The sequence below is a fragment of the Andreprevotia chitinilytica DSM 18519 genome (genome assembly GCF_000711875.1).
Lineage (GTDB): Bacteria > Pseudomonadota > Gammaproteobacteria > Burkholderiales > Chitinibacteraceae > Andreprevotia > Andreprevotia chitinilytica.
Window position 1 is genome coordinate 1 of record NZ_JONM01000012.1, and the last position, 21,035, is coordinate 21,035.

Genomic DNA, 21,035 nt, shown 5'->3' on the forward strand with positions numbered 1-21,035 from the left:
GCCCGCCCAGATTGGCATTGAGCGTGGCCGCGAGCATCTCCGCCAGCACGCCCACCGGGTTGCCGCCACCCTGCACCCAGCCCATGAAGCGCGGGTGGATATTGCCGGCGATATAGGGCTGCACCAGCCGCTGGAAATCACCATAGGTATCCGCAAGGCTGCCGGCTGCATGCGGCAGCGGCGTTTTGAGTTCGGCACGCAGTTCGGCCGGCATCGGCTGCCACACCGGCCGATCCCGCAGACCGGCCATGAAATCAAACATGTCGTCGAGCATTTGATGCCCTAACGCGCGCAGGTCCTGCCAATCCTGTGGGTCGAGACTGTCCGAATCGGAAGGCATGGCCGGAGGGGTATTCGTCATCTGAAACCTTATGCATCGGTGAAGCGAGAAGCTGCAGAGGCGCGGCATCTCATGGCGATCACGCGATTTTATTCGCATAAGCCACCGCCCCTCCAATTGGATGTGCCGGGTAGATCGATAAGGGGCCGCCCTCGCCCGCAAAGTAACGGAAAAACCACCAAATACCTGTCTCGACAAGTGCTTGACCAACGCAGGGTGCATTCGTGATTTTCGTTGACTAGTATTCAGCGGGGCCCGGATTCCATGCTTATGTCATGACGGCACATCCGGCCTGTGGGATCAGCCGTTTTCTCCGATCAGCCCGTTGATTACTCCTCGCCGGAACAATGCACACATGATGAGTCCAGAGCTTCGCAAGGCCTTGTACACCCACCTGCAGACAGCCATCGAAATCGAGCTGTCCACCATCCCGATCTACCTCTACACCTATTACTCGATCCAGCGTCAGCCGCAGAACACCGACAATCTGCCCAATGGCCAGGCGCTGGCGACCTTTGCCAACAAGGCCGGCGGCATCCTGATGAGCGTGGCGGTGGAAGAGATGCTGCACATGTCGCTCAGCTGCAATATCTTGCGGGCGCTGGGTGGGGAGCCCAAGCTGTACTGCCGCTCGCCGGGCGCGTATCCGACCAATCTGCCGCACCACAAGGCCGGCTTCAGCGTCGGGCTGGAGCCGCTATCCGCGCACCAGCTGGACCAGTTCAAGATCATCGAAATACCCGAAGCCGCCGGCGCGCCGCCGCAGCGCGATAACTGGACCTCGATCGGCCAGTTCTACCGCTACATCCTCGAATTGATCGACGAAACCAGCGATGAAGACTTCGGCCACGCCGAGGAACAGGTGGCAGCGCATCGCGGTTACTACTCGCCCAACAACGTCGACACGGTCTACCCAAAGGACGGCTACTACCTCAAGCAGCCGGAAAACCCGTTCGATCCGGTCAAGCGCGGCGCAAGCCAGGCGCAGTACCCGAACAACCGCGACAGCGGCCACCTGATCCGCATCCGCAGCAAGGCCGATGCGCACCGGGCCATCCACTCCATCATGCTGGAGGGCGAAGGCTATACCACCGACCCGACCCACAAGCGCGACGACCCGGAGCACAACGAGGTTTCGCACTGGTACAAGTACGACCAGCTGCGCCAGGAAATCGCCGACTTCAGCGCCAAGGATCTGGCCGACATCGTCATGCCCTTCCCGGTCAACCCGACACGGGCCAGCTACCCGGCGCAATTCCTGCCGCTGGTGGATCTGGCGAACGCGGTCTACTCCTATCTGTTCCTGCTGACTGAGACCGCCTACCGGCACAAGGGCGATGTGCAGGAGTCGATTTTCTACATCGGCATGCACAAGGGCATGATCTTCATCCTCGACAAGATTCTCGGCGGCATGCGCTATCTGTCCTTGAACAACCCGGCCGGCAACGTGCTGGCACCGACGTTCGAGAACTACAGCTTCACCAGTCTGGCGACCGCCAAGCAGGAGTTGATCAACCTCTGCATGGCCGTGCCCGCCAGCTTGGGGCTGGACAGCAATATCCTCGGCCGGATTCAAGACCTGCCGGATGTGAATATCGGGCCGGATGGCATCGTGCGTTTCTGACCGGACAGCCTGATCGGACGCGAACACCTCATCCCGACCCCTTGATTGCGAGATTGCGAGAGAAAAAACCATGACTGCACCCGCGAAGCATCCCCCGATGGAACTGCATGCCTGCATGGGCCTGAACGCCTGCAAGGGCCATGACCGACTCGGCACCAATGGCTGTGCCGGCAGCGGCAGCTGCGCCACCGCCGCCGCGCACTCCTGCCACACCTTGAACAATTGCCGGGGCCAGGGCGGCTGCGGCTTGTACGGCACGGGCGAAGAACAAAACCACCCCGGCGAGAATCCTTGCTCGTGGCTCGGCTCGTGCGCCGTGCCGATCAACGCCGAGCGCTTCTCCACCGATGGCCCGAACCAGGGCAAGAGCGTGTGGCTGCGCGCACGGGAGCGGTTCGAGCAACGCATGAAGGAAGCCAAGCGCCAGGTACTGCCCTCGCCATCCGCCGTTGGCCCGACCACCGCATGGCTGAAAGCCAATGTCGATCCGGATTACACGGCGTGCGGCGCTAGCGGCATGAGTGGTGGTGGTAGTTGCATTTGAAAAGCTTCACTGAGGCGCCATGCGTCCCCTCCTTTTTGAAGGGGGGCTAGGGGGGATTTCTGCGGCATCACAATGTGTGATGACGTCGAAATCTCCCTCATTCCCCTATGCCTGAACGAATCAAAGATTTGCACGAAGAGATTCGCTCAGCCAGAGGGTTTCAACGCCGGAGGATGTTGAACTGTCGCAGAAATCCCCCCTACCCCCCTTCAAAAAGGGGGGAATGGAAACCTAAGCCATAGCCGAAAAAGACTTCGAACAGGCCCCAAGCACTGAATGCAGCAATCGCCCCCCTCCCCCCAGCTTGGCTTGGGGTTTCGCCACACCCATGTCGATCACATCCTGACCCATTGGCCGCAGGTGGATTGGTTCGAGGTCATCTCGGAAAACTTCATGTTTTCCCAAGGCCGGCCGCGCCACGTGCTGCGCCAGATCGCCGAGCGCTATCCCTTGGTCATGCACGGGGTCTCGATGTCGATCGGCAGCACCGACTCGCTGGATTTCGACTACTTGCGGGCGCTGAAGGCATTGGCGGCCGAGGTACAGCCGATGTGGGTCAGCGACCACCTGTGCTGGACCGGCATCCTCGGCAAGAACACGCACGACCTGCTGCCGCTGCCACTCACCGACGAAACGCTGCAGCACGTCGCCAGCCGCATCCGCACGGTGCAAGACGTGCTGGAGCGGCCGCTGGTGCTGGAAAACCCCAGCAGCTATCTGAGCTACACGATGTCGAGCTGGTCAGAGCCAGCCTTCCTCGCCGAGCTGGTGGCGCAGACCGGCTGCCAGCTGCTGTTCGACGTGAACAATTGCTACGTCAGCTGCTTCAACGCCGGCCTCGATCCGGTGCAATACCTGCAAGCCTTGCCGCATCAGGCCATTGTTCAGCTGCATCTGGCCGGGCATCAGCATTGCGGCACGCACATCATCGATACGCACGACCGCCCGGTGGCCGCCCCGGTGTGGGATCTTTTCCACCAAGCCTGGGCACTCTGCGATCACCCGGCGATCCTGCTGGAGTGGGACGGCAACATTCCCTCGTTCGATACGTGCCTGACGGAGCTGCACAAGGCCGCGCACTACATTCGGGGCACGATGCCTGCGTTGGATACATCACCGATCAGACCTGAAGCAGAAGCGATTTCGACCCCCGTCGACTTCCTGATCGCACCGCTGATGGGTGAAGCACGCCAGACGGCCGCCAACGACATGGAGCCGCAAAATGCCGCCCACGTTTGATGGCCAACTTGAGAACAAGCTGGCGCAAGTGCAGCGCTTCATGCAGGACGTCTTGCTGGCCAGCGATCTCGGCCCCCATGCAACCGAGGTCGACCAATACATCGCCGCCACCCCGAATCTGAATGCCGCGCAACACCTTGCCATCTACCAACGCGCCTATCTATCCCGGCTGTTGCAATGCATGCAGGGCCAATTCAAGGCGCTGAATCATGCCTTGGGGCCGGAGCTATTCCGCGACTTTGCCAGCGAATACCTGCGCGAAATCCCATCGAGCAGCCCGACCTTAGCCAAACTGGGTGATGGCTTCACCGCATGGCTGAAACGCAATCGCCCCGATGCCGCTCAAGCCGAAAAAGAAGTCTGGATCGATTTCATGATCGAACTGGCCGACTTCGAGTGGACGCTCTACACGCTGTTCGATGCGCCGGGCGCGGAAGAGCGCGGCTATGCCACTTTGCAAGATGCCGGCAACCCGTCGCTGCGACTGCAGCCGTGCATTCGACTGCGCCGCTATCGCTTCCCGGTCAGCGCGTATTACCAGCAAGTGGCCGATGAGGCCGATCCTGATTTCCCGCTGCCAAGCGAGAGTGACGTGGCGCTGGTCAGAAGCCACTACCGCATCGGCATCTTCAATCTATTGCCGGCGCAATATGTGCTGCTGGATCGACTGGCGCAATTGCGGCCGGAGCAGACATTGGATGATGCTTTGGCGGAAGCGATCAAAATCATCGGGCCGGAAACTCAGCCGCCAATGCAGGCGTGGTTACGGACGTGGATTACGGCGGGATTGATGGTCATCGCGTAAAATCCGCGCAATGATCTCCGCCAACCCAATGACCGCCACGCCACCCGCATGAAGAAAAAAATCACCATCATTTGGGAACAAGGCGGCAATTTCGGTCATTACGCAACGCTCTACAACATGGGTAAAGCAGCGCTGGCATTGGGGGCCGAAGTCATCTGCATCGTGCCGAATCCAGATGCCGTACCGGCGCATTTTCGCATTGCCGGCATCGACTACCTGCAATCGCCATTGATTGCATTGCCCCCGCCCAAATCCGGCAAACCGACCACACCGGATAATTTTGCGTCGATCCTGTGGAATATCGGTTTTCGCGATGCAACGTACGTGCGCCAGGCGCTTCAGGCGTGGCGCAAGCTGCTGGATTCAATTGCGCCGGATGCCATCATTTTTGATTTCTCACCCTTTGCGCAATGTGCCGCCCGCACTGGCAAACCGTGGCTGACCTGCGCCATCGGCAATAGCCACGCCCTGCCAGCGCTTGCCACGCCCCTGCCCAGCATCCGCTTCTGGTCACCCTCACCGGCCAGCGCCTTGCTGGATCTTGAAACCAAGCTGATCCGTCACATTCAGCAGGCCGGTTTTGCCGATGCGGCCGACACGGTGCAGGACGTTTTGCGCGTTGATTTTCAGGCGCTGATTTCGCTCCAAGAGCTGGATATCTATCACCCCCGCGACATGCATGAATACTGGGGGCCGCTGGAATTGCCCAGCGGTAGCAATGGCGTTGCCTTGAATTGGCGCAGCGCGAGCAAGGAAACAAGAATTGCCGGCTATTTACGGGCCAAGCATTTTGATCTGCCAGCGCTGGCGGCGGCGCTGGCAACACTCAAAGCGGAAAGCCATCTGGCAGTGCCGGATGCACCGGTCGGCATGCAGGGGCAAGTGGCCGCCAACGTGCATGTGCACACGCAACCGGTCGATTTCAATATTGAATTGCCCAAAGCGGATGTGGTCATCAGCCACGGCGGCACCGGGCTGGTCGGCCCGGCGCTGATGCAGGGCAAAGCACAATTGCTGCTGCCATCGCAGATGGAGCAATTTGCCATCTCGCGCCGATTGGCGGAGCAAAAGCTGGCGATCGTGCTCGACCCGAAAGCGAGCGCGCAATATGGCGCAGCCTTGCAAGCGACCATCGCCAACCCGGTATTGCGCCAGAATCTGGATCAGCTGCGCCGCAAATATGCCAATCACCCACCTAGAACCAGTGAGCGCGTTGTGGCGCGATTGTGGCAGTTGCTGGAAGCGCGTTGATTACTTGGACGCGGCGGGAATAACGGCAGCCGGGGCCGATGCATTGCCCGTTGCGGGCACGCCCGTCCCGCCAGTCAAAACAATGCTGTCGTCCGCCACGACCTTGGTAAAGCCGCCTTTCTGGATCAGATCGTACGGATAGGTGAATAGCCAATCGCGATAAGCGCTTGCGCCCTGAAAGGCCGCCTCTGGCACATCGAAGTTATCTTGCTTGATCGGGACGACGGGCGATTTGGAATAAACGCCGACAATCCGCCCGTTCAAGGTCACCAAGCCCCACTCCGGTTTATTGGTCATGGGATCAACGTAAACCTTGCGCAGATAGCGGTGCGATGCGGCCAATCGCGGGTCTTTCAATAAGGCATCAAGCGATTCGGGATATTCCCGCCGGCCAGCTTGGGCGACGGATTCGTAATAGCGCTGGATCGCCTGCTGGAATTGCTCGCCGACGAACAGCAATTCACGCTCTTTATCGCGCTGGCCGACGGTGCGATCCATTTCGACGGCCAGCGTCAATCCGAGGCAAATCAGTGCGATGACGAACAGCAAGGCGATGTAGGTGAAGCCGCTTTGCCCACATCTGCCCAATTTACAATGGGCTCGAAAGAACTTGGGCAAGCAGCTAAAGCGACTCATACGGCACACCATCAACCGTATTGCCGGTCGCGCCGCTCTTGATATCGGCGATGCCTTCCACCCCTTCTTCCTTGCTGGCAACCGTGACCCAGCTATCGGCCGTTTCGGTGATCGGGTCGATGGGGATGTCTTTCAGGTATTTGGTATCGATCAATTCCTGCAGGCTTTGCGGATATTGGCCGCGATCCGAATAAAACTTGCTCAATACCGAGCGCATCACCCGTAAATCCTCGCGCAGCGCCGTATCCTTGGAGCGATCCAGCGCGCTGAAATAGCGCGGCACGGCAATCGAGAGTAGCAGGCCGACGATCACCAGCACCACCATCAGCTCGATCAAGGAAAAACCGCACCATTTCATCCGGGATTGGGGGGACGTCAGCACGATTTACCAATCCTTGTAGCTGATTCCATTGGAACCGGTTTGCGTGGACATGGAATACACATCGAAGACGTCGTCGCCTTCTTGCGGCTCATTGGCGGGCGATGCATAACTGCGTTTGGCCCACGTGCTCTCCGGTTCGGCCGAGACATCCGGGAAGAAGGGATCGGCCGGCAGTTTGCGCAGGAAATACATCTTCTTGTGCGTCGGGCTGTGGATGTCCTCGATGCCATCGACCAGCACCGCCAAGGACGGCGGGTAGCCGGATTCCCCCGGCTTGAGCGTGATGCGCCCTTGATCCGCCGCGCGTTTGTAGGCATCGATGCCACCCCGGATTTCACGCAGCGCGATACGCAGGTCTTGCTCCTTGATGCGCTGCGACGAGCGTTGCGCCAGCGGCACGGCAATCAGGGCCAGCACGGCGATGATGGCCAGTGTGACCATCAGCTCGATGAAGGTGAATGCCTGCTGCTTGCGCATCGCGACTACGATCCGACCCTAAAGCTAAAACCGGCCGGCATCGGTGTATTGCCGGTGTCGTCCGGCTCGAAGCTGGCCGAGATCAATTCCACGCTGCTGTCGGCCGATGCCGTCACCGGCTTGAACACCACGCTGACCACCGTGCCGCTACCCGCTACGCCCTCCGCCTGCCCCTTGGCGGAACGCCGTGCGCCCGAGACAAAAATCTTGCCCTGCTGTGGATCGAGCCGCTGGTTGAAGGTAGTCACCCCGCCTTGCTGCTTGAGGTAGTCGCCTTCCCGCACCGCGACCACCTGCAGCACGTTGGGATCGAAGCTCAGCAACATCGGCATGCCCTGCACTTGTCGCCCGCTATCGAGCTTGATGTCCAGCGTGAAGGGCTCGCCTTCCTTGACCTGTGCCGGGCCGTTCCACGACAGGGCCGGCGGGTTGTCGTTGACTGCGGGAGCACTGGCGGCCGCCGCCTTGGGCGCGTCACCGGCTTTGGCTGCGGATTCCTTGGCTGCTGTGGCGGCCGGCTCCTTGGTGGTGGGCACAGCGTTTTTCGCGCCGGCGTTGGCGGCATCATCCGTTTCACGCGTTTTGATTTTCTTGTCCGGCGTGATGGTCTTCAGCAGCAGCGGCTTCGCGCCCAGCGATGTCTCGGTGCCGGATTCGAATTCAGCGGCATCCAGATCAGGCCGGCGTACGCCGCGTATCACGCGTGGCGTGATCGCCAGCACGATTTCGCTGCGCGAATGGTCGTCCTTCTGGCTGCCGAACAAGCGACCCAGCACCGGGAAGTCACCCAGCCCCGGAATCCGTACGCCGCTCGAATGTTCCTGATCGTTGATCAGGCCCGCCAAGACCTGGGTTTCGCCATCACGCAAACGCAGCACGGTCGTGGCATTGCGGGTGCCGATCTGATACACCAGCGACCCGCTCTTGGTCTGGACTTCCTTGGCGATCGTCGACACCTCAAGGTTGATCTTGATCGCCACATCGGAATCCAGATAGACGTTGGGCTCGACCTCCAACTTCAGGCCGACATCCGCATACGTCACCGATTCGGACACAAACCCGGTCGCGGTCGAGGTGGTGGTCACCACCGGCACGCGGTCGCCGATCATGATCTTGGCTTTTTCCTTGTTGCGGACGCGAATGCGCGGATTCGCCAGCAAATTGGCATCCTGATCGTCTTTATGCGCATTGAGCGTGACCGGATCGACCTTGACCGACATGGTGCCGACATGAAGATGCGCCAGATCGCTCACCGTCAGCGTGGTGCCGTTCGAGGCCACCGGTGCCAAGGCGACTTGATCCGGCCAGGTAATGCCGAGCTGCATCGTCTTGGCGCGCTGGATTTCCAGCACTTCCACTTCCAGCATCACTTCCGGATCGGGCAAATCCTGCAGGCTGATGATGCGTTCCGCCATGCGCAAGACATCGGGCGTATCGCGCATGATGATGATGTTCAGGCGCTCGTCGATCACCATGTCCTTGGTTTTCAGGATCGTTTTCAAGGTATTGGCTACCGATTTGATATCGGCATTGCCAACGAAAAACGAGCGCACGGACAGCGTTTGATAGTCTTTGATCTTCTGCGGCGTGCTGGGATAAATGAGAATGGCGTTCTCACTCAGGATTTTCTGTTCCAGCTGATTGGTCGCCAACATCAGGCGCACGGCATCTTCAATGGAGGTGTTTTTCGCCAGTACCGTCACTTTCAGGTCGGGGCGGATTTCTTTATCGAAAAAGAAATTCAAGCCCGATACCTTGGAAATCACCTCGAAAACGGATTTGAACGGCGCATCGCGAAATTCCAGCGTAATCGGCTTGCTATAGGCCGCCGCCAATTGCAGCTCCGGCGTGATGCTCTTTTCAACCGTGGCATCAGCGCGGGCTTTCAATGCCAATGCTTCTTTCTGGCCGGGGTTTTCCGACAGCACGATGCGCAGTTTCTCGCGTGCTTCCTGCTGTTGCGCCGGATCACGTTTATTCAGGATCGCCTCGACATCGGCCAGCAAGGCCCGATGGCGTTTTTCCATCGCCACCGCGTCCAAACCCTGTGCGGCCATATCGTTGCGCGGCTCGATCAGCTGGATTTCGCGATACAGGTTCTCCGCCGTTTGCAGATCGCCGCGCCGCCTTGCCGCATCAGCGCCCTTGAGGTCGTTTTCGATGATGGTGGCACGCTTGGTCACCAGCGCCATGCGATATTCCACATTGCCCGGCGCTTCCTTGGCGGCTTGCTTCAGTAATTCAAAGCCTTCCTGATTCTTGCCGGCATCGAACAGCTTGTTGGCATTCTCATACGCCTGCTGGCCTGCGCAGCCGGTCAGAATGGACAGCGCCGCAGCCAGCAATAGGCATTTCTTCAGCCGCGGCCACCCGAGCAGATAACTCAATTCACTTCTCCAATGACCAGCGTTTGTTTTTCATTCAGTGGCAGATAGGTAAAGGCCATCAGGCCGCCACCGATCTGATCCACGCGATAGTCGTCGATGGTGTCTCCGGCACGGGCGACGATATTGCGCTCGCCGTACTGCAGGAAAACAGCCAGTTTGCCGTCTTCGATATATTTGCCCAGCACCTGAAACGGCAGTGCCGGCGCTTGCGGGGGCAGCATGGCGGCCGCACTGGCACTTTGCGCCGGTACGGGCGTAGCCAGCCAGTTGGCCGGGGCCAAGGCATCGGCCATCACCCCGGAGCCGCGTCGGCTCAAGGCATGCAGTTTCTCTACCGCTGATGCGCTGGAGGCGACCTTGATCTGGCTGCTCTTATAGACACCCGATGGATGGCGCGGCGCAGGCTGCACCACGGCCTCGGCCTGATCGCGGCTCACCCAGAACACCAGGGCCAGCGTCACGCTCAGGGCGATGCCCAAAATGAGCTGACGCCGTTTTTGCGGATTCATGGGCTTGCTCACAGGGCCCCCGCTGCTTCATGCGCCGCATCAGGGGCAGCCTCATGGGTGGGGTCTTGATCGCGCAGGAATACGACGAAACTGATCTTGGCTTCCACTTCACGCGCATCGATCTTCTTGCGCGAGAACGCCACGGTTTCCAGCGCCAGCGCCGGTTGAGCGCGTAGCGACTTGAGCAGGAAACCTTGCACCTTCTGGTAATCACCCTTCAGCGGCAGCTGGATGCGATAGCGCAGCACCTTGGCGCGCGGATCGCGCTGCACGTTGTACTGGCCGGATGCCGGCGTCAGCCCTTCGCTTTCCGCCTGCTGCAACAAGGCTCCCACCAACGCCGGCAAGCCGCGCTGGGTGGGCAGGCCGCCATAAAACGCAGTCAAGGATCTGGCGGTGAGCGCATCTTGCGGCACCTCGGGCTCCGGCACGGTGGCGCGTTGCCGCTTGGGGATGGTCTTGAGCAAGGCGACTTGCTCCCGGTGCAGCTGGTAGGCGGATACGGTGAAGCCGAGCGCAATCGCCAATGCAATCACCCCGCCGATCGTCAACACGCCGGCACGCTCCAGCGCCCGCCGCAGCGGCCACTCCAGCCAGGTTTCCAGGTAATGCATCAGCTGTGCCATTCCGCCTCCAGCGAGAAGCGAATCGGCGCGGACGGGTTGTCGGTGGTGACATCGTGCTGCAGCAAATACACGCCGGACAGCTGATTCTGCTTGGCGAGGTAGGCCAGATACTTGGTCATTTCCGGCAGGGATTGCGCGGCAGCCAGCAGTTTCACCCGCTCGTTCTGCCCGGCCAGCTCGATGCCCAGCAAGGCCACCTTGGTGCCAGCGGGCGGCTCGACGGTGTGCATCAATTGATCCAGCGGCCAGTTCAATTGATCGACCAGCTGGTTGACCGCCCGCACCTGCGCCGTCAGTGCGCGTGCTTCCGGCTCGGACATGGCGGCAGTTTTGACCGGCCGTGGGGCCGAGGAACGTACCGACTGCAGTGCTTGCGTCGCGGCCAGTTGATTTGAGGCGGACCACAGCCACCACACGGATGCGGCCAGTACTGCACAACCCAGCGCGAGTGCAACGGCACCGGTGCCATGTCGGCGTACCGAGCGCGCCGGGGCGAAATTCAGCGAAGCGGTGAGCGGCCACGCGGCGAACTGCGCGGCCAGCGAGCGCGGTGCGTTGCCTTGGGCCGGGAGTGCGACCAGTTCGATGCCGCTATCCGGCCCCAACTCGCCAGTCTCGCCAACGTGCAGCACATGGAGTTTGTCCTCTGTCGCGGCAGCGGTCGCGTCGCGCAGCAACGTACGTCGCCACAGCAAGGCCAGCGGTGCCGACCAATCACCCTGCCAACGCCGCACGCCAACCACGGTCAACGCGCCATGCTGGTCGGCCCGCAGCAAGGTAAAGCTGTCGTTTTCCACCAAGGCAAAACCGGCCCGGTGTTGCTGGCTCAATGCCTGCCATGCCGTGACGGCGGCAGACTGGATCGACACCAGTTCGCACCCGGCTTGCGTGGCGGCTTGCTGCAACACGGCGAGTAAGGCGGTATCGATACCCAGGGCGAGCCGGTTGCGGCCAAAAACGTCTGCTTCCTGCACCCATTGGATCGCAGCGGCGGCGACGTCATCTCGCTGCGCGGCATAACGCAAACGGCACAGACCGGCGGCCTTGGCCTGATCGAGCAGCATGCGGCTCCACGGCAAGGTGAGCGACGCCACCAGCGCACCGCCCAGCACGATCCGCACGCGCTTGGGGCCGGTTTGCGACAACTCGCCCTGCAACCCGGCCTTGAGCGCGGCCAGCCATTCTTGCGTGTGGTGATCCAGATCAGGCAGCGATAGCTGATGCACCTGCGGAAACACCTGGCCTTTTTCGGCGACGACCCATTCCAGCGTGGTAGCGCCGATATAAAGCACACGCTCAGCCAACGACACGGGAAACCTCCTGCAAGGTCGTCTCGCCACGCGCCACCCAATCGAGCGCATGCTGGCGTAGCGAGCGCATGCCCATCCGCGTCGCTTCTTCTTTCATGCGGCCGACCGGGGCCTTGGTGATGATCATTTCGCGCAATTCGTCGTTCATTGTCATCACTTCCAGCACCGCACGGCGGCCTTTGTAACCGGTGCCGCGGCAATGGCCGCAGCCACGCCCGCTGCGGAACCGCCACGAGGCCAGATCCAGCGTGTGCAGATCGAACTCCTGCAGCATTTCCGGCTCGGCCTGGTGATCGACGGTGCATTGCGGGCAGTTCAGCCGCAGCAAACGTTGCGCCACGATGCCGTTGAGCGCGGCAGCAAAGCTGTAGGGATCGACGCCCATGTGCATGAAGCGGCCCAGCACGTCGAACACGTTGTTGGCGTGGACGGTAGTCAGCACCAAGTGGCCGGTGAGCGCGGCTTGCACGGCGATCTGTGCGGTTTCTTCATCGCGAATTTCGCCGACCATGATCTTGTCCGGATCATGTCGCAGGATCGAGCGCAGGCCCTTGGCGAAGGTGAGGCCCTTCTTTTCGTTGACCGGAATTTGCAGCACGCGCGGCAAGCGGTATTCCACCGGGTCTTCGATGGTGATGATCTTGTCGCGGCCGGTGTGGATCTCGGTGATCGCGGCATACAGCGTGGTGGTCTTGCCGCTACCGGTCGGGCCGGTGACCAGCAACATGCCGTTGGGTTTGGCGGAGAGCCGCCGCAGCGTAGTTTTGGTGTGCGCATCCAGCCCCAGCGTATCGAGGCTGAGCGTTTGCGCTGCTTCGGTGAGCGACTGGCGATCCAGCAGACGCAGCACGGCGTCTTCACCAAAGATGTTGGGCATGACCGAGACGCGGAAATCGATCTCGCGGCCCTTCACGCGCACCTTGAAGCGGCCATCCTGCGGCACGCGGCGCTCGGCGATATCCAGCTCGGCCATCACCTTCACGCGGGACACCACCTGCTCGGCCATATCCTGACCGCTCACTTGCCCCACCTGCACCATCACGCCATCGATGCGGTATTTGATATACAGGCAGCCGGCATCGCATTCGAGGTGGATATCGCTGGCCTGTAGCTTGAGCGCATCGTAGATCGTCGAGTTCACCAGCTTGACCACCGGGCTGGTGTCTTCGTTGATGCGCACCAGCGTGATGTCGTCCAGCGCTTGATCGAGCGACTCGACCGACTCGGCCCCGCCCATATCCTGCATCGCCCGCATGCGCTCTTCTTGCTGCGCCAGATACGCGGTGATGTCGCTGCGATGCGCCAGAAAGGTTTCGAACTCACGGCCAAGGCGCGATGCGGCCCAGTTTTCCAGCTCGTGATCGAACGGATCGGCAATCACCAGGCAGCACGTGCCTTGCGCATCGGTGCCGGCTGCGATGTGGCGCTGCATGCAATCCGTGTACGGCATGCGCTCGAAGGTCGGCTCTAGCGCCTGCATGTCCGCCATCGTCATCAATGGATAGTGGAAGACCTCGGCCAATGCGGCAGCGAAGGCATCCGGCGCAAGGCCGCTGAGTTCTTCCAGCACCGCCACCAGCGGGCGGGCCTGGTCGATCGCGAAATGGCGCGCCTGTTCGATCAGGCTCTTGGTCAATACCGTCATTGCAAACTGCCCGCCAGATCAAGAATCGGGATATAGAGCAACACCACCACCCCGCCGATGATCAGGCCAATCAACATCATCATGATGGGTTCCAGCAGGCGGGATGCCCAATCGATCCAGCGGCCGAAATCCTCATCGTAAAAACGCGCACAGCGCTCCAGCATCTCCGCCAGCCGCCCGGCGCGTTCGCCCACCTTGATCAGCGATTCATCGATCGGCCCGGCCAATTGATGCGCCACCAGCACATCGGAGAGCGATCTGCCCTCCTCTACCTGTTGCTTTGCCAAAGCCAGGCGGCGCTGCTGCCCTTCCGTCAACAAGCCGGACACCATGCCCAATGCCTTGGGCAAGGGAATGCCCGCCTGCAGCAATAAACTGGATGCGCGATAAAACCGGGCCAGCCGGAACTCCGCCGTCTTGGCCGCCAGAATCGGCAGGCTGAGCAGCAGATCGATCAATTTCTGCCGGGATACCGGATGCGCGATCACCGCGACCGCGCCAACGATGGTGACGATCAGCACCGTCAACGCCACCATCCAGTGCGCATGAATATATTTACCCAGCCCCAAGAGCAGGCCGGAGAAGAACGACACATTGCGCCCAGCCGTGTCGTACACCGCGCTGAAACGCGGTACCACGTAACCCAGCAGGAACAAGGTGATAAAGCCGCCCACCACCATCAACATGGCCGGGTAGATCGCAGAGGCGATCAGCTTTTTGCGAATGGCATCGAACTGCAATTGATAGGCGATATAACGCGCCAGTACGTCCGCCAGATTGCCGGTGCGCTCGGCGGCGCGAATCGTAGCGACATACACCTCGGGGAAATGCTCGGGATAGCGGCCCAATACATCAGAGAAGTTCTCACCATGCTGCAAGCGTGTGAGAACGCCGGTGAGCACGGTACGCGCAGCCGGGCGGCGCTCTTTATTGGTAAGCGTAACCATCGCCTCGGCCAGATTCAGGCCCGCCTCAAGCAGCGATAGCAGCTCCTGACTGAACAACAACAGCGGAAAACGGGCCTTGCTGCCCGATTCGGTCGCGGCGGTAACGGCTTGCTCCAGCGACACCACCTGCACGCCCAGGCTCACCGCCTTGCGCACCGCCTCGTGCTCGCTCTGCACATCAAGCGTGATGGTCTGCTTGCTGCCATCCGCAGCCAGCACCTGCAAACGCATCAGCATGCACCGGCCCCAGGCCAGCATGTCGCCGCAATCACGCCGACACCCGATACAGCCGCGCAGGCACGCCGCTGCATGCTTCCCCCGCTCCCCACAATTGCAAATTCCCTTGGCAAAACCACTTGAGACGTAAAAATCACGTCAAATGATGTGAATTTTTTGGTAAGCAGCTTTTAGCAGTCGAACATGACAATGTCAATTCGGGTTGCTGACAGACCGACTGCTGGTGGCTTGGGGCTGCGTGGGAATGGATTTCCAGCAAATCCGTAATCGTGGGAGGGCCTCATGCAAAGGTCGCTGCAAGTTGCACGACCCTCACCCCCGACCCCTCTCCCATAAATGGGCGAGGGGAGGACAGGCTGGGATTAGCAAACCGTGTTGCATCTTGTGTCATCGAAGGTTTTGTCCCCTCTCCCGCAAGCGGGAGAGGGTTAGGGTGAGGGTGTATGCAAAGGTCGCCGCACTTGGCACGACCCTCACCCCCGACCCCTCTCCCATCAATGGGCGAGGGGAAAAACCCCGCCTGAAATAGATCGTAAACACCCTCTAAGGGTGATCTAAGTGTCCCGCTTTAAGCTTCCGCTCAATGACTCAACCTTGAATCGGGAACACTGACCCATGCAGCCACTTACTACGTCCAACACCCCCACGCCATTGCGTGACCCCGGCGAAACCGCGCTCGACAGCGGCACCATGCTCAACAAAGTTCCGCAGATTTCGATCGCTTTCTGGACGATCAAAATCCTGTCGACGACCGTCGGTGAAACGGGCGCGGATTACCTCGCGGTGCATGCCGGATTGGGCACTGCAATAACCGGCCTCATCATGGCGACCCTCCTGGCGATCTCGCTGGTGGTGCAGCTTCGCTCAGATCGGTATGTGCCCTGGGTCTACTGGCTGACGGTCGTGCTGTTGAGCGTGGTCGGCACACAGATTACCGATGCATTGACCGATGGCCTGGGGGTCAGCCTTTACGTCAGCACTGCTGTATTCAGCCTGTTGTTGGGGGCGCTCTTTGCGGTTTGGTATCGGCGCGAGCGCACGCTGTCGATCAAATCCATCGTCACCCGGCGGCGCGAGCTGTTCTACTGGGGCGCGATCCTGCTGACCTTCGCGCTGGGCACGGCCGCTGGCGATCTGGCGACCGAAGCGCTTGGCCTCGGGTTCAGGGTTGGCGTGGTCGTGTTCTGGGCATTGATCGCCGCCATCGCCTTGGCGTATCGGCTTGGCGCAAGCGCAGTGCTGACCTTCTGGCTCGCCTACATCCTCACGCGGCCAATGGGGGCATCGCTCGGCGATCTGTTGTCACAATCCAAGGAATATGGCGGCCTCGGCTGGGGTACCGTCCACACCAGCGTTGTATTCCTCGTCATCATCGCATCCCTTGTTCTCACGGTGAGTTTGGCCAAGGAACGCCCTCGCGCCCAAGTTCAGTGATTGCGATTCCGTTTGATTCCATTTAATTCAGGAGATTACTCATGCAAGCGAAACAGAAACAAACAACCGCACGCGTATTGAAAGCAGTAGTCGCCATTGCACTGCTCGGCGCAGGGAGTTATTTCGTGCCATCCCTCTCCCTGATTGCCTCTGCGCAAGCAGCAAGTCCGTCGAAACTGGGTGATCTGTCGTCGTTCCGAAAGATTACCCAAGATACGGCCGCATTGATTGATAAGGGAAACCTTGCCGGCGCAAAGACCCGAATCAAGGATCTCGAAACAAGCTGGGATGAAGCCGAGGCGGGCTTGAAGCCCCGCGCAGCCGCGGATTGGCATGTCGTCGATAAAGCCATCGATCGGGCACTGACCGCATTGCGGGCCAGCAATCCCGATGCTGCTGCGTGCAAACAAGCCATTACTGAACTTCTGGCCGCATTTGACAAGGCCAACGGGAAATCATAAATCCGTCAAGCTGACCGGAATTGCATCGGCCAATGTGCCGGCATCAAGGTCACCAAATAAAAACACCGCAGGCCAATCTGCGGTGTTTTTTTATTTCAAAATCACTCATTCGCTTCCCTTGGTGGATGAATAATTGCAAGCGAGCCTTTCGCTGTAATCGAAAGCCGGCTAGAACAAGCGTTCTTGACCCTCCCTGCGTGGCTGGGGTATTTTTGCCTGGTCGCGTTTGGTTACGCGACCTGGGATTGGCCTCCTGGCTACTTTGGCGGACAACCGCTGCGAAGCGGTTTTTTTGTCTGCAACACCTAGGCACGCCTTCAGCAATGGCGGGGGCTAGGTGAGGGCACCCTCGGGTGCGCCGGTTCCAAAGTGCCGGTAGGCCAACCTTGCCTAGTGCCCGCCACCCCGATTGGCCTTGGGGTCGGTGAGCGCTGTAACTCACTTTGGAGGCACTCATGCCCAACTCTCAGCATTCAACCCCCGCACCGCCCGACCCCGGTCATCTCATCGCACAAGCCCGTGACGGTTTTGCCGAGCTGGACCAGATTTTTACCATCCTCACTTCCCTGATCGACCAGCGCAGCGTTGGCTATCAATTGGTACGCGATGGCCGTCGGCTGGCAGAGCGACACCATGCAGCGATGCAAACGTTGCCGCTCACGGATCGAATCACCGCCACACTCAGCACGCGATATGCGCGTATTGGCGGTCGTTATGGCTGAACTTCATCGCTGCCCTACCCCACCCAAACTGACCGTCAGCGATTTCAACGACATTGCCGATATCGGCCTGGATCGCATTGCCCAATTAGGGAGTGTGTTCCGCGCAATCGTCGGCATCGCCGAACCGGAATCTGATCTGCATGCATTAGCGCGAGTCGGTGTATTTCTATCGGAGGAATGGCATTTCGGGCTGGATACAACCCGCTACGAGACGGTGCAACGGCTTGGGGTGACGCCGCCCGCGAATCGGATTGCGGATCGGCGTTAGTAGTCAAATGGCGGATTTAATCAATCCGTATTGGGCCAGTGCTTTAAAAGGCACTGGCCTTTTGGTCCTGTAGCACCGGTTAGCCACAAGGCGTAACCCGCAAATTCAGCGTGCAATTCATACATTGCCCGCACGGGTCAAACGACCCGGTCTACAGGGCTGTGCAATCACCCGTTCGCCCTGCAACCCGAAACGAAGCAGCTCCGACCTCATCGGCGCGTTACCAAACACCGTTCGCAGTGATTTCAAAAATAGCTTTTCTTATGGACTAACCTTGCGCGGATATCCGGCGCACAGCCTGACATTCACCCTCCCCCAGCTCACACTCGCCCGCCTTATTCGATTCCCCTCGTCACGGCAATGGTACTTTGTCATCCTCGCACCAATTACAAACATATCTCTTTTTAATTAATGACTTACGTTGACATTTTGAGCTTTTATTGTGCGTAAAAATGCTGATTTGGTGCACTGCACGATACAACGCGCACCCATTCTGGGCGGCTCAAAAATGCAGGATTGAGATGAAAATCGGCATCAATCTGGCCAAAAAAAATGATTTGACGGTTATTTCGGCCTGTTCCTAACATGATTTAGCCCGAATGACATAACAGATTGCGTCATTTTCGAGCAAGGAAGCTGAGTGGGTCGGCTGGTTGCAAATACCTTCCACCGTCCGGCACCGCACCTGATTGGTGCGTTTCTGCCGGGCAGCTTGGTCTCTTGAGTACGACGAGTGAACTTGGTTTCGAGAGCGCCCATTCGACGCCTATCGCGCCGATACGGTCTTACTAGTCACGCTGCAAAAGAGGGGAAATTCGAAATGAAGCATGGGTCATTACTTCGCCGCCTATGGGCCGCGACCGTCTTCGTATTTACTTATTTGTTGATCGGCCCGACTGCCTCAATGGCCGCCAGCCTGCCCTGTGACCTCTACGCAAGCGGAGGAACGCCTTGCGTCGCCGCACATAGCACGACGCGGGCCCTGTTCGCCAACTACAACGGATCGCTGTACCAAGTGAAGCGCGCTTCGGACGGTCAGACGAAGGACATTGGTCTGCTCGCCAAAGGGGGCTACGCCAATGCCGCCACCCAGGACGCATTCTGTGCCGGCACCACGTGCATCATCAGCGTCATCTATGACCAGACGACCAACCTGAATCACCTGACCGTTGAGCCCAAGGGCGGTAACGGTGGCGCAGACAACGGCGTTCCCGCGGATGCCCTGCCGATCACCGCAGGCGGCGTCAAGGTCTATGGCGCATCGTTCTCCGGCGTCATGGGCTATCGCAACGTAGCCACCACGCGGGTCGCAACGAGCGGCAGCCCGGAGGCAATGTATATGGTCACCTCCGGCACCCACTACAACGGCGCATGCTGCTTCGACTATGGCAACGCCGAAACATCGATCACGGACACCGGCAACGGGCACATGGATGCGATCAATTTCGGTAGCGAATGCTGGTTCTCCCCCTGCATCGGCAGCGGCCCCTGGGTGCAAGCCGACCTCGAAAACGGGCTGTTCCAGTCTGGCGCAGGGCCGAGCCAAGACTCAACCTATACGGGCGACACGGAACCCTACGTGACCGCAATGCTGAAAAACGATGGCCAAACCAGCTTCGCGCTTAAACACGGTAATGCGCAGAGTGGGACGCTTGCGACCAGCTACTCGGGTGCATTGCCCACCGGTGGCTACACCCCGATGCATCTGGAGGGCTCCATCGTTCTCGGCACTGGCGGCGACAACAGCAACGGTTCGATCGGGTCTTTCTTCGAAGGCGTGATGACCACAGGGGTGTCCAGCGACAGCGTCGATAACGCCGTTCAGGCCAATATCGTGAGCGTTGGATACGGTGGCCCGACTTCCGTCTCCGGCACACTGAGCCAAGACTCAACAATTTCGCTGAAAGCAACCACTACCTGCTGCACGACCCGTTCCATCAGCCAGCAAAGCGGCGGCACGGCGCAAAGTGGCACGGTAGATACCGCAGTGGTCACCAGCTCAAGCTCGCTTTCGGCCCGCCAAGACGCCACCTGGATCGTGCGTGCCGGTCTTGCAGATTCGACCTGCTACTCCTTCGAATCACGGGACTATCCTGGCGAGTTCATGCGCCACTTCAACTTCCATATTTACCGGCAGCCCATGGACGGAAGCCTGCAATTCCGGCAGGACGCCACCTTCTGCGCGGAAACCGGCAAAAGTGGGCAAGGTAAGTCGTTCGCTTCCTACAACTACCCGACCCGCTATCTGCGCCATTACAACAACATTCTTTACGTGAGCACCGACGGCGGCACGAACGATTTCGATTCGGCTACTTCATGGGCTGCCGATGTCAGCTGGCTCATCACGGCACCTTTGGCACCTTAAGGCTAGCCAATCCGTACCGAGCCCGGTCCTGAATAGTGTTGAGATTCAGAGCGGTTAAACAGGCCGGCATTTACCCAAGCAAGAACGCCCGATGTGGTACATCGGGCGTTTGTGTTTTTCAGCGATAGCGGCTCTGTTGCATAATTGCGGCTTAGGGCGAGATTCAAGTTGGCATTGACGCCAAAACGATTCCGCATTATCAATACAACACATCAATCAGCATATCTAATTTACCATCGACGCAATCATGAGGTATTGATGCTAAAACTCTACAAATTTACCGACAGCAAAAAAGAATACTGGGAAACATGGGATAGCGGCGATGGCTCGCATACCGTTCACTGGGGTGAACTAGGCACTCTTGGTACAGATAAAACGGTCAAGTCATCTCTTATAAAGAAAGCGGAAGCGTCAATTCAAAAGGAAGTGGACAACCTTATTGCACAAGGATTCCGCCCAATCGACATGAAAGACCATTTCACATTACTCATCGAGTATGCAGTGAATGATATGGGTACGGCAGAGGACATTGAAAAACGTCATCGGCTCCAAAAGCGAATGAATTCGCTACTAGGCTGGACGGGCTTGGGTTTCTGTGACGGCGGAAGCATCGGAAGCGGCACGATGGAAGTCTGCAACTTCGTTGTTGATTTTGATCTTGCGAAGTCGGTGATAAGCGGGAACCTGGCTGATACGGAATTTGCAGATTACACCAGAATCTTTGATGAAAATGCTGATGAGTAAACGCGGAGAGCGCCCTGCTCTCCGCCAATAGTAACCATACTACAACGACACTTCAGCTCGTCTTTAAAAAACCTCACAACAT

General features: G+C 59.3%; 21 protein-coding genes. 11 read left to right on the forward strand and 10 right to left on the reverse strand.

Features of this window, described 5'->3' with window-relative positions; all coding sequences use genetic code 11:
- Positions 1-361 (reverse strand): hypothetical protein (locus tag BR41_RS15360; protein ID WP_211251769.1); only part of this gene is annotated, 361 nt, incomplete at its 3' end.
- Between the two features lie 337 nt (positions 362-698).
- On the opposite strand from BR41_RS15360, the gene BR41_RS15365 reads away from it, so the two are divergent.
- The 5 genes from BR41_RS15365 (at position 699) to BR41_RS15385 (ending at position 5,803) form a co-directional block, all read left to right on the forward strand.
- The gene (locus BR41_RS15365) at positions 699-1,964 is read left to right on the forward strand and encodes a ferritin-like domain-containing protein (RefSeq protein ID WP_035058625.1); all 1,266 of its coding nucleotides are present in this window, start codon (positions 699-701) and stop codon (positions 1,962-1,964) included.
- A 70-nt stretch (positions 1,965-2,034) separates the two neighbouring features.
- Positions 2,035-2,508, forward strand: a complete 474-nt coding sequence (locus BR41_RS15370; RefSeq protein WP_156970739.1) for a hypothetical protein — start codon at positions 2,035-2,037, stop codon at positions 2,506-2,508.
- A 276-nt stretch (positions 2,509-2,784) separates the two neighbouring features.
- Positions 2,785-3,747, forward strand: a complete 963-nt coding sequence (gene bufB / locus BR41_RS15375) for an MNIO family bufferin maturase (protein WP_051711073.1) — start codon at positions 2,785-2,787, stop codon at positions 3,745-3,747.
- The gene (locus tag BR41_RS23075) at positions 3,731-4,552 is read left to right on the forward strand and encodes an HvfC/BufC family peptide modification chaperone (protein ID WP_051711075.1); all 822 of its coding nucleotides are present in this window, start codon (positions 3,731-3,733) and stop codon (positions 4,550-4,552) included. Before bufB ends, BR41_RS23075 begins: the two co-directional genes overlap by 17 nt.
- Before the next feature lie 48 nt (positions 4,553-4,600).
- Positions 4,601-5,803, forward strand: a complete 1,203-nt coding sequence (locus tag BR41_RS15385) for a glycosyltransferase (protein ID WP_035058629.1) — start codon at positions 4,601-4,603, stop codon at positions 5,801-5,803.
- Here the strand turns inward: BR41_RS15385 and BR41_RS15390 are convergent, their stop codons facing one another.
- From BR41_RS15390 to BR41_RS15430, 9 genes are read right to left on the reverse strand one after another with little or no spacing between them, the layout of a single operon-like run.
- On the reverse strand, positions 5,804-6,391 hold the full coding sequence (locus BR41_RS15390; protein ID WP_051711077.1) for a type II secretion system protein: 588 nt from the start codon (positions 6,389-6,391) through the stop codon (positions 5,804-5,806). It lies immediately after the preceding gene.
- A gap of 34 nt (positions 6,392-6,425) precedes the next feature.
- Positions 6,426-6,821 (reverse strand): type II secretion system protein, encoded by a 396-nt coding sequence (locus BR41_RS15395; protein ID WP_245615926.1) that lies wholly within the window; start codon positions 6,819-6,821, stop codon positions 6,426-6,428.
- A 3-nt stretch (positions 6,822-6,824) separates the two neighbouring features.
- A complete protein-coding gene (locus BR41_RS15400; protein ID WP_035058634.1) occupies positions 6,825-7,298 on the reverse strand; it encodes a type II secretion system protein in 474 nt (157 codons plus the stop codon).
- Between the two features lie 5 nt (positions 7,299-7,303).
- The gene (locus BR41_RS15405) at positions 7,304-9,685 is read right to left on the reverse strand and encodes a secretin GspD/PilQ domain-containing protein (RefSeq protein WP_051711079.1); all 2,382 of its coding nucleotides are present in this window, start codon (positions 9,683-9,685) and stop codon (positions 7,304-7,306) included.
- Entirely contained in the window at positions 9,682-10,194 is a 513-nt protein-coding gene (locus BR41_RS23080; RefSeq protein ID WP_051711081.1) for a hypothetical protein, read from the reverse strand. The genes BR41_RS15405 and BR41_RS23080 overlap by 4 nt, the downstream gene beginning before the upstream one ends.
- An 8-nt stretch (positions 10,195-10,202) precedes the next feature.
- Entirely contained in the window at positions 10,203-10,820 is a 618-nt protein-coding gene (locus BR41_RS15415) for a hypothetical protein (RefSeq protein ID WP_035058636.1), read from the reverse strand.
- Positions 10,808-12,130 (reverse strand): hypothetical protein, encoded by a 1,323-nt coding sequence (locus BR41_RS15420; RefSeq protein ID WP_035058638.1) that lies wholly within the window; start codon positions 12,128-12,130, stop codon positions 10,808-10,810. Before BR41_RS15420 ends, BR41_RS15415 begins: the two co-directional genes overlap by 13 nt.
- Complete coding sequence (locus tag BR41_RS15425) at positions 12,117-13,775, reverse strand: GspE/PulE family protein (protein WP_035058639.1); 1,659 nt, start codon at positions 13,773-13,775, stop codon at positions 12,117-12,119. Before BR41_RS15425 ends, BR41_RS15420 begins: the two co-directional genes overlap by 14 nt.
- Positions 13,772-14,959 carry a type II secretion system F family protein gene (locus tag BR41_RS15430; RefSeq protein ID WP_035058724.1) on the reverse strand — a complete coding sequence of 396 codons (1,188 nt, stop codon included), beginning with the start codon at positions 14,957-14,959 and terminating at the stop codon, positions 13,772-13,774. The genes BR41_RS15425 and BR41_RS15430 overlap by 4 nt, the downstream gene beginning before the upstream one ends.
- A 615-nt stretch (positions 14,960-15,574) precedes the next feature.
- On the opposite strand from BR41_RS15430, the gene BR41_RS15435 reads away from it, so the two are divergent.
- The 6 genes from BR41_RS15435 (at position 15,575) to BR41_RS15460 (ending at position 20,953) form a co-directional block, all read left to right on the forward strand.
- Positions 15,575-16,393 carry a COG4705 family protein gene (locus BR41_RS15435; protein WP_211251770.1) on the forward strand — a complete coding sequence of 273 codons (819 nt, stop codon included), beginning with the start codon at positions 15,575-15,577 and terminating at the stop codon, positions 16,391-16,393.
- 41 nt (positions 16,394-16,434) lie between these two features.
- Positions 16,435-16,854 carry a histidine kinase gene (locus tag BR41_RS15440; RefSeq protein ID WP_156970741.1) on the forward strand — a complete coding sequence of 140 codons (420 nt, stop codon included), beginning with the start codon at positions 16,435-16,437 and terminating at the stop codon, positions 16,852-16,854.
- A gap of 455 nt (positions 16,855-17,309) precedes the next feature.
- A complete protein-coding gene (locus BR41_RS15445; protein ID WP_035058641.1) occupies positions 17,310-17,576 on the forward strand; it encodes a hypothetical protein in 267 nt (88 codons plus the stop codon).
- The gene (locus tag BR41_RS15450) at positions 17,569-17,844 is read left to right on the forward strand and encodes a hypothetical protein (RefSeq protein WP_035058643.1); all 276 of its coding nucleotides are present in this window, start codon (positions 17,569-17,571) and stop codon (positions 17,842-17,844) included. Before BR41_RS15445 ends, BR41_RS15450 begins: the two co-directional genes overlap by 8 nt.
- Before the next feature lie 820 nt (positions 17,845-18,664).
- On the forward strand, positions 18,665-20,209 hold the full coding sequence (locus BR41_RS15455; RefSeq protein ID WP_035058645.1) for an alpha-L-arabinofuranosidase B: 1,545 nt from the start codon (positions 18,665-18,667) through the stop codon (positions 20,207-20,209).
- 258 nt (positions 20,210-20,467) lie between these two features.
- Positions 20,468-20,953: a hypothetical protein gene (locus tag BR41_RS15460; RefSeq protein ID WP_035058646.1), complete on the forward strand. Its 486-nt coding sequence runs from the start codon at positions 20,468-20,470 to the stop codon at positions 20,951-20,953.
- The last annotated feature ends 82 nt before the right edge of the window (positions 20,954-21,035 follow it).

Excerpts from the sequence above, each read along its gene's own strand:
- BR41_RS15385 (WP_035058629.1), top strand. The coding sequence starts at position 4,601 with ATGAAGAAAAAAATCACCATCATTTGGGAACAAGGCGGCAATTTCGGT.
- BR41_RS15450 (WP_035058643.1), top strand. The coding sequence starts at position 17,569 with ATGGCTGAACTTCATCGCTGCCCTACCCCACCCAAACTGACCGTCAGC.
- BR41_RS15400 (WP_035058634.1), bottom strand. The coding sequence starts at position 7,298 with ATGCGCAAGCAGCAGGCATTCACCTTCATCGAGCTGATGGTCACACTG.
- BR41_RS15370 (WP_156970739.1), top strand. The coding sequence starts at position 2,035 with ATGACTGCACCCGCGAAGCATCCCCCGATGGAACTGCATGCCTGCATG.
- BR41_RS15425 (WP_035058639.1), bottom strand. The coding sequence starts at position 13,775 with ATGACGGTATTGACCAAGAGCCTGATCGAACAGGCGCGCCATTTCGCG.
- BR41_RS15445 (WP_035058641.1), top strand. The coding sequence starts at position 17,310 with ATGCCCAACTCTCAGCATTCAACCCCCGCACCGCCCGACCCCGGTCAT.
- BR41_RS15365 (WP_035058625.1), top strand. The coding sequence starts at position 699 with ATGAGTCCAGAGCTTCGCAAGGCCTTGTACACCCACCTGCAGACAGCC.
- BR41_RS15455 (WP_035058645.1), top strand. The coding sequence starts at position 18,665 with ATGAAGCATGGGTCATTACTTCGCCGCCTATGGGCCGCGACCGTCTTC.
- BR41_RS15440 (WP_156970741.1), top strand. The coding sequence starts at position 16,435 with ATGCAAGCGAAACAGAAACAAACAACCGCACGCGTATTGAAAGCAGTA.
- BR41_RS15430 (WP_035058724.1), bottom strand. The coding sequence starts at position 14,959 with ATGCTGATGCGTTTGCAGGTGCTGGCTGCGGATGGCAGCAAGCAGACC.
- bufB (WP_051711073.1), top strand. The coding sequence starts at position 2,785 with ATGCAGCAATCGCCCCCCTCCCCCCAGCTTGGCTTGGGGTTTCGCCAC.
- BR41_RS23080 (WP_051711081.1), bottom strand. The coding sequence starts at position 10,194 with ATGAATCCGCAAAAACGGCGTCAGCTCATTTTGGGCATCGCCCTGAGC.
- BR41_RS23075 (WP_051711075.1), top strand. The coding sequence starts at position 3,731 with ATGCCGCCCACGTTTGATGGCCAACTTGAGAACAAGCTGGCGCAAGTG.
- BR41_RS15435 (WP_211251770.1), top strand. The coding sequence starts at position 15,575 with ATGCAGCCACTTACTACGTCCAACACCCCCACGCCATTGCGTGACCCC.
- BR41_RS15415 (WP_035058636.1), bottom strand. The coding sequence starts at position 10,820 with ATGGCACAGCTGATGCATTACCTGGAAACCTGGCTGGAGTGGCCGCTG.
- BR41_RS15460 (WP_035058646.1), top strand. The coding sequence starts at position 20,468 with ATGCTAAAACTCTACAAATTTACCGACAGCAAAAAAGAATACTGGGAA.